At 64.8% G+C, this 15,087-nt stretch carries 12 protein-coding genes; 7 read left to right on the top strand and 5 right to left on the bottom strand.

All coding sequences use genetic code 11. The features are described from left to right. The first annotated feature begins 12 nt into the window (after positions 1-12). Positions 13-1,209, top strand: a complete 1,197-nt coding sequence (locus JWS14_RS15920) for an acetyl-CoA C-acetyltransferase (RefSeq protein ID WP_206013748.1) — start codon at positions 13-15, stop codon at positions 1,207-1,209. On the opposite strand, the gene JWS14_RS15915 is transcribed toward JWS14_RS15920, so the two are convergent. Both JWS14_RS15915 and JWS14_RS15910 read right to left on the bottom strand, forming a co-directional pair. Further along, entirely contained in the window at positions 1,206-2,642 is a 1,437-nt protein-coding gene (locus tag JWS14_RS15915; RefSeq protein ID WP_206013747.1) for an MFS transporter, read from the bottom strand. The two genes, JWS14_RS15920 and JWS14_RS15915, sit on opposite strands and share 4 nt — an antisense overlap. Continuing rightward, positions 2,626-3,054 (bottom strand): MarR family winged helix-turn-helix transcriptional regulator, encoded by a 429-nt coding sequence (locus tag JWS14_RS15910; protein ID WP_206013746.1) that lies wholly within the window; start codon positions 3,052-3,054, stop codon positions 2,626-2,628. Before JWS14_RS15910 ends, JWS14_RS15915 begins: the two co-directional genes overlap by 17 nt. 208 nt (positions 3,055-3,262) lie before the next feature. Between JWS14_RS15910 and JWS14_RS15905 the strand changes: the two genes are divergently transcribed. Continuing rightward, complete coding sequence (locus tag JWS14_RS15905) at positions 3,263-6,526, top strand: protein kinase domain-containing protein (RefSeq protein ID WP_206013745.1); 3,264 nt, start codon at positions 3,263-3,265, stop codon at positions 6,524-6,526. Between the two features lie 2 nt (positions 6,527-6,528). On the opposite strand, the gene JWS14_RS15900 is transcribed toward JWS14_RS15905, so the two are convergent. From JWS14_RS15900 to JWS14_RS15890, 3 genes are all read right to left on the bottom strand, one after another. After that, positions 6,529-7,005: a cupin domain-containing protein gene (locus tag JWS14_RS15900; protein WP_206013744.1), complete on the bottom strand. Its 477-nt coding sequence runs from the start codon at positions 7,003-7,005 to the stop codon at positions 6,529-6,531. Positions 7,006-7,065: 60 nt separating this feature from the next. Further along, positions 7,066-7,959 (bottom strand): alpha/beta hydrolase, encoded by an 894-nt coding sequence (locus JWS14_RS15895; protein WP_206013743.1) that lies wholly within the window; start codon positions 7,957-7,959, stop codon positions 7,066-7,068. Positions 7,960-8,137: 178 nt separating this feature from the next. Next, entirely contained in the window at positions 8,138-9,490 is a 1,353-nt protein-coding gene (locus JWS14_RS15890) for an MFS transporter (protein WP_206013742.1), read from the bottom strand. A gap of 455 nt (positions 9,491-9,945) precedes the next feature. On the opposite strand from JWS14_RS15890, the gene JWS14_RS15885 reads away from it, so the two are divergent. The 5 genes from JWS14_RS15885 to JWS14_RS15865 are packed head-to-tail and all read left to right on the top strand — an operon-like array spanning position 9,946 to position 14,922. Then, positions 9,946-11,304, top strand: a complete 1,359-nt coding sequence (locus JWS14_RS15885) for an acyclic terpene utilization AtuA family protein (protein ID WP_206013741.1) — start codon at positions 9,946-9,948, stop codon at positions 11,302-11,304. 19 nt (positions 11,305-11,323) lie between these two features. Beyond that, positions 11,324-11,650 carry an AtuA-related protein gene (locus JWS14_RS15880; protein WP_206013740.1) on the top strand — a complete coding sequence of 109 codons (327 nt, stop codon included), beginning with the start codon at positions 11,324-11,326 and terminating at the stop codon, positions 11,648-11,650. Between the two features lie 49 nt (positions 11,651-11,699). Continuing rightward, positions 11,700-12,884: a lipid-transfer protein gene (locus JWS14_RS15875; protein ID WP_206013739.1), complete on the top strand. Its 1,185-nt coding sequence runs from the start codon at positions 11,700-11,702 to the stop codon at positions 12,882-12,884. Further along, positions 12,881-14,113, top strand: coding sequence for a CaiB/BaiF CoA transferase family protein (locus JWS14_RS15870; RefSeq protein WP_206013738.1), 1,233 nt, complete (start codon positions 12,881-12,883; stop codon positions 14,111-14,113). The genes JWS14_RS15875 and JWS14_RS15870 overlap by 4 nt, the downstream gene beginning before the upstream one ends. After that, positions 14,110-14,922 carry an SDR family NAD(P)-dependent oxidoreductase gene (locus tag JWS14_RS15865; RefSeq protein WP_241031362.1) on the top strand — a complete coding sequence of 271 codons (813 nt, stop codon included), beginning with the start codon at positions 14,110-14,112 and terminating at the stop codon, positions 14,920-14,922. The genes JWS14_RS15870 and JWS14_RS15865 overlap by 4 nt, the downstream gene beginning before the upstream one ends. Positions 14,923-15,087: the final 165 nt, after the last annotated feature.

Genomic DNA, 15,087 nt, shown 5'->3' with positions numbered 1-15,087 from the left:
ACGAGGAACAACATGCGAAGAGCAGCGCTGGTCGCCCCCGTCCGCACCGCCGTCGGCCGCTTCGGCGGCGGACTGCGCGACGTACCCGCCGAGAGCCTTGCGGCCGCCGTCATCAAGGAGACCGTCGCACGGTCGGGCATCGACCCCGAACTCATCGAGGACGTCGCGATGGGGCAGTCGTACGCCAACTCCGAGGCGCCGTGCATCGGACGGTGGGCCGCACTCGAAGCGGGACTGCCGATCTCCGTCGCCGGACTGCAGACCGACCGCCGCTGCGGCACCGGACTGCAGGCCCTCGTGACCGCGTCGATGATGGTGCAGACAGGCGCCGCGGACGTCGTCCTCGCCGGCGGTGTCGAGTCGATGAGCAACATCGAGCACTACACCACCGGGGCCCGGTGGGGCACCCGCGCCGGGTCGCTGAACCTCTACGACCGCCTGGACCGCGGCCGGGAGCGCTCCCAGCCGGAGTGGCGGTTCGGGAAGATCAGCGGAATGATCGAGACCGCCGAGAACGTCGCGGCACGGTGCGGAATCGGCCGCGAGGAATCCGACGCGTTCGCCACCGACAGTCACGCCAAGGCCCATGCAGCCTGGGAGGCAGGCAAGTTCGACGACGAGGTGATCGAAGTGAAGATCACCGACCGCAAGGGCAACGTCTCCGTGGTGGCGCGTGACGAGGGCATCCGCCCGGACACCACCGCCGAGTCGCTGGCGCGGCTGCGCAGTGTCGTCAAGGACGGTGTCGTCACCGCAGGAAACGCGAGTCAGCAGAACGACGCGGCGTCGTCGATGCTCGTCGTCGCCGAGGACAAACTCGACGAACTCGGGCTCGAGCCGATGGGTTTCCTCACCGGGTGGGCCGCCGCCGGGTGTGAACCGGGACTGATGGGACTCGGCCCGGTCGCGGCCGCGTCGAAGCTGTTCCGCCGCACCGGTGCGAGTTTCGACGACTTCACGCTGATCGAGCTGAACGAGGCGTTCGCCTGCCAGGTGCTCGGGGTCCTGAAGGAGTGGGGTTTCGAAGACCGGGACCGCCTCAACGTCAACGGTTCCGGCATCTCGCTCGGACACCCGATCGGCGCCACGGGCGCACGGATGACGACCACCGCGCTGCACGAGTTGAAGCGGCGGGGCGGCGGCAAGGCGCTCGTCACCATGTGCATCGGCGGTGGGCAGGGAATGGCCGCCGTCGTCGAGGGTGTCTAGCTCCGACTGACCCGGGCGTCCGCCGGCTCCGATGCCGGGGCCGGCGGACGCGACATCACGTTGTTGACGAGCAGCGCCGCGAAGACCACCGCGCACCCGATGGCGCCGACGGCGAGAGCCGTCTTGATCCCACCCTCGGTGGGGTGCAGGTCCGGTGCCAGGTTCGCGGCGAGCACCGCGCCCGCGACGGCGCTGCCGAACGAACCGCCCACGGTGCGCAGCACCTGGTTGAAGCTTGCGGCGCTGCCGAGTTCGGTGTCCGCGACGCTACGGGCGATCAGGGCAGGCATCGCCGCATACGTCATGCCCATGCCCATCCCGAACCCGAACATGCCGATCAGGATTTCCCACAGTTCGTCGTGGGCGAACCACAGGAGCACGCTCGAGGCCGTCACGAGGCCCGCGCCGGAGAGCAGCAGCGTCCGCATGCGCACCCGCTGCGAAAGCGCGCGCACGAGTCGGTTCGCGCCGAAACTCGCCACCGACAGCGGAAGCATCACGAATCCGGCCCAGAACAGCGGCAGCGCGATGCCGTACCCGGTGGAGGCGGGCGCCTGCGCGATGAGGCTGCCGATCGAGAGTCCGATATACATCGTGGCGCCGAGACCGATCGCGGTGCTGTTCGCGACCAGCACGTCGCCGTTGCGCAGCACCCGCAGGTTGATCAGCGGATTCGCGGTGCGCAGTTCCACCACGCACCACACCGTCAGCAGTATCGCCGCCGCGGCAAAGAATCCGACGGTCCACGAAGAGGCCCATCCCCACCGCGATCCCTCGCTGACGCCGACGAGCAGTGACGCGAGACCCGTTCCGACCAGCAGAGCGCCGGGGACGTCGAGAGTGCACCGAGGTGCCCGCTCGTCCGGTCCCGCGGGAATCACCCGCCAGACGACGACGATGGTGGTGATCAGGAACAGTGCCGCGAACCAGAAGGCGAAGCGGAACCCGAGAAGGTCGGCGAGGATGCCGGTCAGGGGGTATCCGAGCCCAAGACCGGTAGTCACCGTCACCGACAGGCTGGAGATGCCGACGCGGGCCTGGCTGTCGGGGAGGTAGCGGCGGGCGAGCGCGATCGTCACCGGAACGATCCCGTACGTGAGTCCCTGCAGAGCGCGCCCGATCAGGAAGACGGTGAAGTTGGGAGCCGACGCGGCGATGATCGAGCCGACGAGGATCGTCGCCAGGGAGCACAGCAGCAGGCGCTTCTTGTGGGGTCCGTCGCTCAGCCGGCCCATGATCGGCGTGGCGATCGCCCCGACCAGGAGGTTGACGGTGAGCATCCACTGTCCCGTGCTCACCTCGACGTGCATGTCCTGGGAGATCGTGGGCACCAGCAGCATGCCGAGGGAACTGACGACCGCGGTGGTCAGGGCGGCATAGGCGAGGGCGGGCAGTAACCGGGGACGTGTCGCGGCTTCAGTCGGTGGGTGCATCGTCCACCAACTTGCGCAGAATCGGGACCAGGGAGTCCAGAGTCGCTTTCTCTTCCGCCGTCAACCGCTCCGCGATGGCGTGTTCCAGCCACTCCAGGCCCTTCGACCGCTCCTGCGCCAGCCTCTCTAGACCGGCATCGGTGAGCTCGATCCAGATCCGGCGCCGGTCTTGCTCGTCGGGGGTGCGCGCCACCAGGCCGAGACCTTCGAGTTCGCGCACGGCCGTCGCGATCGCCTGCGGCGTGATCTTCTCGGCCGACGCGAGGGTCGAGGCCGACGTCCGTCCGTGCTTCGACAGGTACGCGAGCACACCTATCTTTCCCACGGAGATCGTCCTGCCCGCGGTGAGCTGTCGCCAGATCGGGCGCAATGCTTCCCGCAGAACCTGTGCGGTGGCCTGTTCGGTGATCATGAGCAAAGCGTACAACCCAATTGATCAATTTAGTTGTCTAAATGGGGAGGCTCACACCGCCCACCGCACGATCGCCCGTAGCGGACAGCGTCAGCGATATCCTTGAGAGCACGCCATCGAGAGGTGAGTCCACGGTTGTATCCGCGCTGGTCATGCCGTCGGAACCAGCGCGCGGCAGCACGAGCCGACGGAGTGAGTAGACCGGCCGATGGGTGAAGGTGACCCGCTCGACACGCAGCGGTACCCGCCGTCCCCGGCCGCGGAATTGGCAGGCACCGGCTTCGACGACGCCCAGGAGATCGGGCGCGGCGGTTTCGGCGTCGTCTACCGCTGCACGCAGGCGGACCTGGATCGCACGGTGGCGGTGAAGGTGCTCACCGTCGATCTCGACGAGGAGAACAAGGCCCGCTTCTTCCGGGAGCAGCGGGCGATGGGCCGGATGACCGGTCACCCGAACATCGTGAACATTCTGCAGGTCGGAGCGACCGCGAGCGGTCTTCCCTACATCGTGATGCCGTATCACCCGCAGGATTCCCTCGACGCACTCATCCGCTGCCGCGGGCCGTTGCCGTTGACCGAGGCGCTGCGGCTGGGGGTGAAGATGGCCGGTGCGGTCGAGACGGCGCACCGGCTCGGGATCCTGCATCGGGATGTCAAACCCGCGAACATCCTGCTCTCCGATTACGGGGAGCCGGAGTTGACGGACTTCGGCATCGCGCACATCACCGGCGGTTTCGAAACCGCGACCGGCGTCGTCACCGGATCGCCGGCGTACACCGCGCCGGAGGTCCTCGCGGGTGATCCGCCGAGTCCGACCGCGGACGTCTACGGGCTCGGGGCCACGCTGTTCAGTGCCCTGACCGGTCATGCCGCGTTCGAGCGTCGCAGCGGGGAGCAGGTGGTCGCGCAGTTTCTGCGGATCACCACGCAGGAGGTGCCGGATCTGCGGGACCACGGAATCCCGGACGACGTGTCCGAGGTGATCGCCCGCGCGATGTCCCGCGAGCCCGATCAGCGACCGCCGACCGTTGCCGACTTCGGCGAGGAACTGCGGCAGCTGCAACGCAACCACGACCTCCCCGTCGACGACATGGCTCTGCGCACCGAACCCGATGCGCAGAACAACGGTGAGCAACCGACCTCGCATCCCGGACGGTCGCACGGCCCGTCCACGCTGGGTGCGACGGGAAGCCTCCCGCTGGAGCTGACCAGTTTCGTGGGGCGCCGGCACGAGCTCACCGAGGCGAAGAACCTGCTGGCCGGATCGCGGCTGGTGACGCTGACCGGGATCGGCGGGGTGGGCAAGACCCGGTTGGCGATGCGCGTCGCGGCTGCCGTCCAGCGCGACTACGACGACGGTGCGCGGCTGATAGAACTGGGCGAACTGCGTGACGGGTCGTCGCTGGTCGACGCGGTGGCCGCGGCGGTGGGGGTGCGGGATCATTCGGCGCGGCCGTTGCGGGAGGTGCTGATCGAGTTCCTCACGTCGAGAGAACTGCTGTTGGTCCTCGACAACTGCGAGCAGATGGTGGACGCGGTCGCCGAACTCGCCGGCCTCCTGCTGCGGGCCTGTCCGCGGGTGCGGATCCTGGCCACCAGCCGCGAACCCCTGGTCATCGGGGGAGAGGCGGTGTTGCGGGTGCCGCCCCTGGGGGTCCCGGACCCGGAGCGGACTCCGTCGGTGCGGGGGTTGCCGAAATACGATGCGGTGACCCTGTTCGCCGACCGCGCCGCTGCCGCGGTTCCGGGGTTCGCGCTCACCGAGGAGAACGCGGCGGCGGTGGCGGGGATCTGTCACCGATTGGACGGGTTGCCGTTGCCGATCGAACTGGCCGCGGCCCGGTTGCGGGCGATGTCGCCGGAGCAGATCCTGGGGCGGCTGACCGACCGCTACGCCCTGCTGTCCCGCGGCAGCCGGGGTGCGCCGACGCGGCAGCAGACCCTGAGGTTGTCGGTGGATTGGAGTTTCGAGTTGTGCACCGCCCGTGAACAACTGGTGTGGGGACGGTTGGCGGTGTTCGCGGGGAGTTTCGAACTCGATGCCGCGGAGCAGGTCTGCGGCGAACGTTTGGGCCCGGACGAGTTGCTCGACACACTGACGTCCCTGGCCGACAAGTCGATCCTGATCCGGGAGGAACACGGGACGGTGGTGCGGTTCCGGATGCTCGAGACGCTCCGCGAGTACGGCTACGAGAAACTCGAGCAGACCGGCGAGACCGTGACTTTGCGCCGCCGTCACCGGGATTGGTACGAGGCCTTGGCATTGGATGCGGACGCGGAGTGGATCAGCGCCCGACAGCTGGACTGGATCGCCCGTTTGAAGCGGGAACAACCGAACCTTCGTGAGGCACTGGAGTTCGACGTCGACGACGATCCCGCCGCCGGCCTCCGCACCGCCACCGCACTGTTCCTGTTCTGGAGCTCCCAGGGAATCTACAACGAGGGTCGGCGCTGGCTCGAACAACTGCTCGCCCGCCAGAGCGGGCCACCCACCCTCGAGTGGGTCAAGGCGATCTACTGCGCGAGCGTGATGGCCAACGTGCAGGGCGATCTGGAGGCGGGGGCCGCGCTCGTGGCGGAGGGACGCACGCTCGCCGCTCAGACCACTGACCCCATGATGCGCGCATTCGTCTCCTTCGCCGATGGAATGCTGGCCCTTCTCGGGGGTGATCCCGTCCGCGCCCGCGCGCATCTCGAACCCGCACTCGCGGAATTCAGCGAACGCGGAGAGCGGACACTCGAAGTGGCCGCCCTGTACCCGTTGGGGACGGCTTATGGAATGTCCGGTCTGACGGACGAGGCCGTCGAACGCCACGAGCGGGTTCTCGCGATCACGGAACAGTACGGCGAGAAGATGTACCGGTCTCATTCGCTGTGGGCCTTGGGAATTGCCGTCTGGCAGCGGGGTGATGCGGATCGCGCGGTCCGGCTCCTCGACGAGGCGCTGGAGCTGACCAAGCGGGTGCGCAGTCCCCGCGTCGTCGCAGCCTGTCTCGCAGCCCTCGCCTGGATCGGCCTCGAACAACACGACGCACTCCGGGCCGCCGTGCTGCTGGGGGCCGCCGACGAGCTGGCGCGGGCGATCGGAAGTTCCGCCGTCATCCATTCCAACCTGATCGTCCACCACGAGGAGTGCGCCGAGAATGCCCGGAAAGAACTCGGCGACAAAGCATTCGCAGCAGCCAAGCGTAAAGGTGAACAACTCGGCTTCGACGCGGCCATCGCCTACGCCCTCCACGAGCAACCACCCGGGACCTCCACACCCGACACCGACGCGCCGGGGCGACTGACGAAGCGGGAACGCCAGGTCGCCGGCCTCATCGCCGAAGGCCTGACCAATCAGGCCATCGCCGACCGCCTCGTGATCTCACCCCGCACCGCACAAGGACACGTGGAGCACATCCTGGCGAAACTGGGCTTCACCTCCCGCACACAAGTCGCGGCCTGGGTCGTGGAGCGGGCGCACGATTAGGGTTACATGTTGGGTTCGAGGGTTTGTCCGCCGACGGTGACCGGTGAGGTCCCGACCAGAACGAACACCGTACGTGCCCACTGGTCGGTGGAGTTGCGCCAGACGTGCATGGTCCCGCGCTGAACGATGCTGTCGCCGGTGGTCAACACCGCGACGTCTCCGCCATCCATCACTGCTTCGAGTTGACCGCTGATCACCACGCCGTAGTCGAGGCTCTGGGTTCGATGGAACGGGAACTCACTGTTCGGCGCCCAATCCACGATGTAGAAGGCGGTTCCGTCCGCGGTCGAGAACGTCTCGATCAACTCCGCTCCGTCCCGCGGATCCGTATTGTCGGACGGAAACGTGTCGGTGGCCCACAGCCGTGTCGCGAACGCGGTAGGGGACGCTTCGAACGCTTCGACGAACGAATCGGAAAGGACGACTGAGCGGCCGTCCGAATCATGGCCGGTGACAACACGTCGTGCTTGGTGCTTCATCTTCGCTTTTCTTCCTGAATGTGAGTGTGAAGTGGCCAAAGACAGACAAGGCGTCGGCTGTCAGCCCAACCGCTCGCGGGCCCAGGAGGCGGATTCGGTGATCGTCCGGTCGGCCTCGGGGTCATTGCCCACCGCGAACGTGTGAACATGCTGTCTGCTCGGAGCGATGTCGAGCGTCACTTCGACGCCCGCGGCATCGGCCGCCTCGACGAATTTCCGTATGCCGCCGAGCAGATTCTCGTGTCCGCCCGCCGACAGGTACACCGGGGGGAATCCAACAAGATCGGCGTACGTCGGGTTGCACAGCGGGTCCTTGGTGCTGCGATCACCGAAGGCGAGTGAGCCCATCGCCACGATGATGGTCTTGCTCGCGAGTATGTCGTTCTCTTCGTTGACCATCCACTCGCCGTCCCAGTCGAGTCCGGGAGAGAAGGTCACCACTGCTCCGGGAGTCGGTAGGCCCCGGGTTCGGAGACTCACGACGAGAGCGAGGGCGAGTGTGCCGCCTGCAGAGTCACCCGCACTGACAATCCGGTCCGGCGCGAAGCCCTGATCGATCAGCCACCGAAACGCCGTGACCCCATCGTCGACCTGAGCGGGATAGGCGTGCTCCGGTGCGCGTCGATAGTCGGCGAGCAGGACGCGAGAACCGATTTCTCGTGCGAGGTGACCGGCCATCTTCCGATGCGAGTGGGCGGATCCGGTGATGAAGCCCCCGCCGTGGAAGTAGAGGACGACCGTTGTCGGATCGGCGTCCGCCGGAATGCTCCACACGGCGGAGAGTCCGTCGATGTCGACCGACTCGTAGCTGACCCCTTTCGGTTCGGTTGCGACGGTGTGCCACCCCTCCTGCATGTCCCGCATGACCTGCACCGACATCTCCGGGTCGGCCTGCATGCGGGCGGCCCAATCCAGGTAAAGAGTGCAGAGGGGATCAGCGAACTCAGTCGACATCGTGGGTACCTGACTTTCGTTTCTCGGTGTGTCGAACAATGTGATGCCAGTAGTGGTTCATGGCACTCAGTGGATTCCTGGTGAATGTCAGCGAAGACCGGTACGCAGCCCACCCGATTTCTTTTCTTCGATCGCTGAAATGAAGAGCTTCAGCGTGAACAGATCTGACCAGCACTCCTCACACCTGGCTGTCGACCAAGTCTTGGCCCTGGGCACCGTCGTTCACCTGTCGATTCCGCGTGCTCGCGGCGAGGACGAGAACCAGTCCAGCACCGACGAGAGAGGGGATCATGAATGCGAGGAGGCCTGCGCGTGGCGTCGCGAACAGAGCGCCGATCTGAGGGCCGAGAATCGCACCGATTCGGCCGATGCCCAGGCAGAATCCGATTGCGGATCCCCGAATCGCTGTCGGATAGTGTGCAGCGATCACGCCGTACATGAGCGTGCTGGTGCCAACGGTTCCGACGCCCGCTGCGAAAGCGGCGACGAAGAGGCCGGCCGCACCGAGTTCGGTACCGAACGCGAGCGCCAGCAGAGCGACGGCTCCGAGGAGGAAGTACGGGACTACGGTCCGCGTCGCACCACCCCGGTCCACGAGCAAGGCGCCGGCGATCGTGCCCACGACCGCACCGAACTGCAGCATCATCAGCGCCAGAATTCCTTGTGTTCCATCGAAACCCAATTCCTTGGTCATACTCGGCAGCCAGGTGTTCGGGCCGTAGACGAGAATCTGGCAGCAGAACATCACCGCCGTGAAGATTGCCGTGGCAAACAGGTATCGACGCGACAGGAGCAGTCGTATGCCGCCCTTCGCCTGATCTGCTGGACGGGCGTCTGTCGCAGTGAGTTCGATGCCGAACCGGTTGGCGACCTCACGTGCTTCCTCGTCGCGGCCACGCGCAGCGAGGAGGCTCGGCGATTCGGGGAGCGCGAAATACAGGATCGGGACGAGGACGATCAGCGCACCGCCAAGCAAATACAGGAGCCGCCACTGCTCGGACGGTGGCGTGGATTTCGCGAGCGCATCCGCACCGGGAAGCACGATCAGCGCGGCGACCGTGGCGAGGACACCGCCGATCGGGTATCCGGTAAGGGTGATTCCATTGAACAGCTGCTTGCGCCGGGCGGTTGCGAACTCACTGGCCAGGGCTACCGCGGCGGGGACGACAGCACCGAGTCCGACGCCGGAGAGAACGCGGCCGATTCCGAAGACCGTGAAGCTGGGCGCGAACGCACACACCAGGCACAACAATGAGAACCAGGTGACACCGGCCAAGATCACGGCGCGCCGCCCGATGCGGTCGGCGAGAGTGCCGGCGACGAGGAAGCCGACCATCAGGCCGCACAGAGTCATGCTGTGAACGTCCGCCAGTGCAGATTTTTCCAGCCCCCACTGGTGCATGAGCGAGGGCAGAGTTGCACCGAAGACGATCAGGTCGTATCCGTCAGCGAGAATGGTGGCGAAACACAGGGCCAACACCAGACCGGGGCCGCGAGAGGCTGACGCGCTGGGGGTGAGCGAAGTGGGCATGTGTTGCTTTCATGTCGGGAGAATGAGTGCAAGCCGGCATGTAACTCGGCTCACACTCATAAAACATCAGAGGCAGCATCGAATCGACTGAAAAATCTCGAAGTTCGAATTCGACCCACGGCAATCAGAGGGTCCTTCGGGAAACCTGAATTCGAACTTCGTCAGAAGTCAATTGATCGGCGATTGGGGGAGCCATAAACTCGGACACAAGGTGCTCGCCGCCAAGTCGACAGCCGAATGGGTCGAGGCCCTCGGTCGGGCAGAGTCCCGGCTATCGCGATGAACACCCCGGAGATGCTGCGACGACCCTCACATGAAGGACGACCGCGAGTCACCGCCGGTCCAGTGTGCGGCCGGGCCCGTCGGCCGGGATGACGCCGAGCTCAACGAGCTTCTCGGCGGAGCCGGGTCGCGGCCCTCGAGACCACACATTCAGCAATGGAAGAGGACACAGTATGAAGAAGATTCGGATCGGATCTGGAAGTGGATTCTGGGGCGACAATCTGGACCCTGCGATCGAGATTGCCAAGCACGGTGACGTGCAGTACCTCGCATATGACTTCCTGGGCGAGCCGACCATCCCGTCCCTGCAGAAGATGCAGCGCAAGGATGCGTCGCGCGGCTATGTCCCGTCGATCCGAGCTGTGGTCCGTGGTGTGCTGCCGATCTGTCTGGAAAAGGGCATAAAAATCCTGACCAACGCGGGTGCTGCCAATCCGCAGGCCTGCGCTGACACGATCCTGACCACCGCGAAGGAAATCGGGATCACCAAGCTCAAGGTGGGTATCGTCACCACCAACGATGTTCAGGCCAAGGTCGAGGAACTGCTCGACAACGGCGTCCAGTTCACCAACCTCGACAACGGCGACGCGGATCTCGGCCGCGTGCGCGACAAGATCGTGGGATCGTATGTCTACTCGGGCGCATACGGTTACGTGGAGGCGCTCGAAGCGGGCTGCGACATCATCATCTCCGATCGAGCCACCGACGACGCGGCTATTCTGGCCCCCCTCGTCCACGAATTCGGCTGGAAGTGGGACGAGTGGGACAACCTCGCGATCGGCATCCTCGCCGGACATCTGATCGAGTGCGGCGCGGCGTGCAGCGGCGGGATCTCGAGCCTGTGGCGCGAGGTTCCCGAGCCCTGGAATATCGGTTACCCGATCGCCGAGGTCAATGAGAACGGTGAACTGTTCATCACCAAAGTGGACGGCACCGGCGGCGTCATCAACCAGGTCACCCTGACCGAGCACCTCCTGTACGAAGTGCACGACCCGGGTAACTACCTGATGCCTGAGGTGATCACGGATTTCACCAACGTCGAGATGGACGAGGTCACCAAGGACCGTGTCAAGGTATGGGGCGCCAAGGGCAAGCCACGTCCGGACACTCTCAAGGCGGGCATCGCTTACATGGACGGCTTCATCGGCGAGGCTGAGTCGTCAGTGACCTGGCCGGACGCCGTCGAAAAGGCCGAGCGGTCGATCGAGATCATCAAGAAGCGTCTGGAGATGGTAAACCTCGATGCCGAGGAAGTCCGGTTCGACATGATCGGCGTCAACTCGTGCCACTGGTCGGCGTCGCCCACTCCGGACCCGGACATCAACGAGGTCCGTATTCGCGTCGCGGCCAAGTGCGCCGAGCGTGCAGAGGCAGCGAAGGTAGCTCGCGAATGCGTGATGCTGATGGGCACCGGCCCGATCGGATCGACCGGTCAGCTCAACACTCCGCCGCCGCGCGAGGTTTTCGCACTGTGGCCGACTTTGATTCCGCGCGAGGAGATCTCGCAGACCGTCGAGACTAGGGAACTGTGACGACATGAGCCGTATCCATTTGAACGACATCGCCTACGCCCGCTCCGGCGACAAGGGCGACATCTGCAATATCGCTGTCATTGCCAAGGAGAAGCGCTTTTACCCGCTGATCCTGGAGTACCTGACCGCCGACGTGGTCAAGGAGTTCTTCGGCCAGATGGTCAAGGGCGAGGTGAACCGCTACGAGGTGCACACCCTGGAAGCGATGAATTTCGTTCTGCGCAATGCACTCGGCGGCGGAGCCACACGTAGCCTGCGCGCCGACTTCACCGGCAAGACGATGTGCCAGGCCCTGCTGCGCATCGAGTTCGAGGTCGCCGAGCCCGATCTGCACTTGATGCACTGATCGGTTCGATTTCGTACTGCACAATCGACAAGAGTTCGGAGATCCCGAGATGAGTGACAAAGCGCAAGTTGTCGGCGTCAATATGGTGAAATTCGCCAAGCCCGGCGCAAACGACCCGTACGAGGTAATGGCTGCGGAGGCGATCCGCGGGGCCCTCGCCGACGCGGGAATTGACTACTCCCTGGTACAGCAGGCTTTCGCCGGCTATGTGTACGGTGACAGCACATGTGGTCAGCGCGCGGTGTATTCGGTCGGGATGTCCGGCATTCCCGTGTACAACTTGAACAACTACTGCGCGTCCGGTTCGTCCGCGCTCATGCTCGCCCGCCAGGCAGTCGAGACCGGGATCGTAGACTGCGCGCTGGCGTTCGGATTCGAGGAGATGACACCGGGCGCCCTCGGCAGCGCGTTCCCCGATCGGACGTCTCCGGTGGGCTGGATTCACGAGCGTCGGGTGGAGCTGCATCCTGAGCTGCCGACCGATGCCCCACGTGCGATCCAGGCATTCGGCGCGGCCGGGTGGGAGTACATCGAGCGGTACGGTTCGAACCCGGACATCTTTGCGCGAGTTGCGGTCAAGTCGCGTACCCACGCGGGTAACAACCCGTATGCGCTGTTCACCAAGCCTCTGACCGTCGCTCAGGTAATGGAAGCGCCGACCCTGTTCCCGTATCTGACCCGCTTCATGGCATGCCCACCCACTTGCGGAGCGGCAGCTGCGATCGTGGTCAGCAAGGCTTTCGCCCAACGACACGGACTTACGGACGGTGTCGAAATAATCGGGCAGTCGATGACCACCGACACCGAGGCCAGTTCGGTTGACCTGATCAACCTGGTCGGCGCCGACATGACGCGCCGTGCGGCGGCAGAAGTGTACGAGTCGGCCGGAGTCGGCCCTGAGGACGTCGACGTCGTCGAGTTGCACGACTGCTTCACGCCGAACGAAGTCATCAGCTACGAAGGCCTGGGCCTGTGCGCCGAAGGTACTGCGGAGAAGCTCATTCTGAACGGGGACAACACTTACGGAGGTAAGTATGTGGTGAATCCCTCCGGTGGGTTGATGTCCAAGGGTCATCCACTCGGTGCGACCGGTCTTGCACAGTGTGCCGAGCTTGTCTGGCACCTGCGCGGCACGGCAGGACAGCGGCAGGTCGAAGATGCACGGATCGGCCTACAGCACAATATCGGGCTGGGGGGCGCGTGCGTCGTCACCATGTATCGGAGGGTGTCATGACCGTCTCCGGTCCGCTCGACGGCGTCAGGGTCCTCGATCTCACTTCGAACGTGATGGGGCCGTTCGCATCTTTGCACCTGGCGGACATGGGTGCCGACGTGTGGAAAATCGAATCCGGCTGTGGGGACACGATTCGCCGGGTCGGTCCGGCGCGGAATGTGGGGATGAGTTCGAACTTTCTGCACTTGAATCGTAACAAGCGGTCGATCGTGCTCGATTTGAAATCGGAGGGTGGGGCGTCGGTGCTTCGCCGGATGATCGCGGGCGCTGACGTGTTCTTGTACAGCATGCGTCCGAAAGCAATGCGTTCGCTCGGGTTCTCCTACGACGATGTGCGCGAGATCAATCCACGGATCGTCTACGCCGGCGCCGTGGGATTCGGTCAGAGTGGACCATATGCGGACCGCCCTGCGTATGACGACCTGATTCAGGCGGCGTCGGGAATGGCTGCATTGCAGAACCGGAAGGTTGGTAGCCCGGAGTTCGTCGCCACACCGATCGCGGACCGGGTGGTCGGCATATCTACCGCGATGGCTGTCAGTGCTGCGCTCTATCACCGCAACGTGACGGGCGTTGGGCAAGAAGTCCAGGTTCCGATGTTCGAGACGTTCGCACAGTTGGTTCTCGGGGACCACCTGTGGGGGCACTCTTTCGATCCGCCGATTGGCGACTGGGGCTATGCGCGGACGATGAATCCGGACCGTCGTCCGTACCGGACGAAGGACGGGCGGTACGTCGCTGTCAGCATTTACATCGACAAGCACTGGCGGAGCTTCTTTCAGGTCGCGGGTCGTCCAGACTTGGCCGACCATCCGAAATTCGTCGACGTGCACGCCCGCGCCGAGAACATGCCGGAGTTGCTGCGTCTTCTGTCGGACATCTTTTCAACACGTCCGGCGGACGAATGGCTGGCCGATCTGGCGGCTGCGGATGTCCCGGCGATCGAGACGAACACTCCCGCAGGGGCACTCGATGATCCTCACCTGCGGCAGACGGGTTTCTCGTTTGTCGAAGTACATCCGTCCGAAGGCAGGATCAATTCACTCGGCATCCCCCAGGCATGGAGCTCCTGTGCCCCGGCGGTCCGCCATCCGGCGCCACGGCTCGGAGAGCACTCGGTCCAGCTCTTGCGTGAGGCCGGAGTGAGTGAAGGCGAAATCGGCACGCTCCTCGCATCCGGTGCGGTGACCGACGAGCTCGGACAGCGCGATGTGGTGGGTGCCCGATGAGTGAGCGGGTGGTGTCGGACCTCAAAGGGAAAGTCGCGATCGTCACCGGCGGGTCCGGCGGGATCGGGCGCGGTATTGCCACCAGATTGGGCGCTCGCGGAGCGACTGTGGTTGTCAACGGGCGCAGCGAGGAGCGAGCTGCATACGTGGTCGACGAGATCCGCGAGGCAGGCGGCAATGCGCACTTCCAATCCGGGGACGTCGGGTCACCTAGCGATATGCGGACGTTGGCCCAATCCGTCGTCGAGCAGTGTGGTCGTATCGACATTGTCGTGCCCAATGCCGGGGGGTTTGACGAGCAGGCGCGTGATCCGAAGGTCCGAGGGCCGTTCGCAGGCATTGATCTGGAACGGGTCACGAATTTCGCAGGTCAAGCTTTGCTCGGAAAGCTAGCGGTGGTGCAGGCGTCGGTGCCGTACCTGCGGGAGAACGGTGGGTCGGTGGTATTCGTTACCTCTGAGGGCGGACGCGCACCGACGCCGGGGCAGACGGGCATCGCAGCATTCTCGGCTGCGTTGATCCAGGTGAGCAAACTGTTGTCGAAGGAACTCTCCAGAGACAAGATCCGAGTCAACTGCGTATGCGTGACCGTCGTCCGGGACACACCGTCGTGGCAGGCTGCGTTCGATCACGATGACGCCGTCTCCGTGGCGCACCGTCGGCAGTACGAGAAGATAGTCGAGAAGGCACCGTTCGGTATCGCTTCACCCCCGGATATCGGTGACGTGGTGAGTTTTCTCGCGTCCGACGAATCGATGTATTTGACGGGCGCGGTACTCAGCCCTACCGGAGGGCTCACCCTTCATTGATCGGCATCCATATGCCGCGGTCTGGACTGCCGGATTTCGCAACGGTCTCGAATCGTTTGCGGACGTCCGGCCAATCCAGTCGTCCGGACACGCTGGACATCCCTGGGGTGTGCGGACGTCACGCGCCAAGAGCCGTCGCCGGTGTGCACCGATCTTGTTGGCGAA

The organism is Rhodococcus koreensis (assembly GCF_017068375.1).
GTDB classification, from domain to species: domain Bacteria; phylum Actinomycetota; class Actinomycetes; order Mycobacteriales; family Mycobacteriaceae; genus Rhodococcus_F; species Rhodococcus_F koreensis.
Note: the sequence above shows the minus strand (reverse complement) of the source record. Positions and strands in the feature narration are given on the sequence as shown.

Coding starts and splice junctions, on each gene's coding strand:
- JWS14_RS15920 (WP_206013748.1), top strand. CDS start 13: ATGCGAAGAGCAGCGCTGGTCGCCCCCGTCCGCACCGCCGTCGGCCGC.
- JWS14_RS15915 (WP_206013747.1), bottom strand. CDS start 2,642: ATGCACCCACCGACTGAAGCCGCGACACGTCCCCGGTTACTGCCCGCC.
- JWS14_RS15910 (WP_206013746.1), bottom strand. CDS start 3,054: ATGATCACCGAACAGGCCACCGCACAGGTTCTGCGGGAAGCATTGCGC.
- JWS14_RS15905 (WP_206013745.1), top strand. CDS start 3,263: ATGGGTGAAGGTGACCCGCTCGACACGCAGCGGTACCCGCCGTCCCCG.
- JWS14_RS15900 (WP_206013744.1), bottom strand. CDS start 7,005: ATGAAGCACCAAGCACGACGTGTTGTCACCGGCCATGATTCGGACGGC.
- JWS14_RS15895 (WP_206013743.1), bottom strand. CDS start 7,959: ATGTCGACTGAGTTCGCTGATCCCCTCTGCACTCTTTACCTGGATTGG.
- JWS14_RS15890 (WP_206013742.1), bottom strand. CDS start 9,490: ATGCCCACTTCGCTCACCCCCAGCGCGTCAGCCTCTCGCGGCCCCGGT.
- JWS14_RS15885 (WP_206013741.1), top strand. CDS start 9,946: ATGAAGAAGATTCGGATCGGATCTGGAAGTGGATTCTGGGGCGACAAT.
- JWS14_RS15875 (WP_206013739.1), top strand. CDS start 11,700: ATGAGTGACAAAGCGCAAGTTGTCGGCGTCAATATGGTGAAATTCGCC.
- JWS14_RS15870 (WP_206013738.1), top strand. CDS start 12,881: ATGACCGTCTCCGGTCCGCTCGACGGCGTCAGGGTCCTCGATCTCACT.
- JWS14_RS15865 (WP_241031362.1), top strand. CDS start 14,110: ATGAGTGAGCGGGTGGTGTCGGACCTCAAAGGGAAAGTCGCGATCGTC.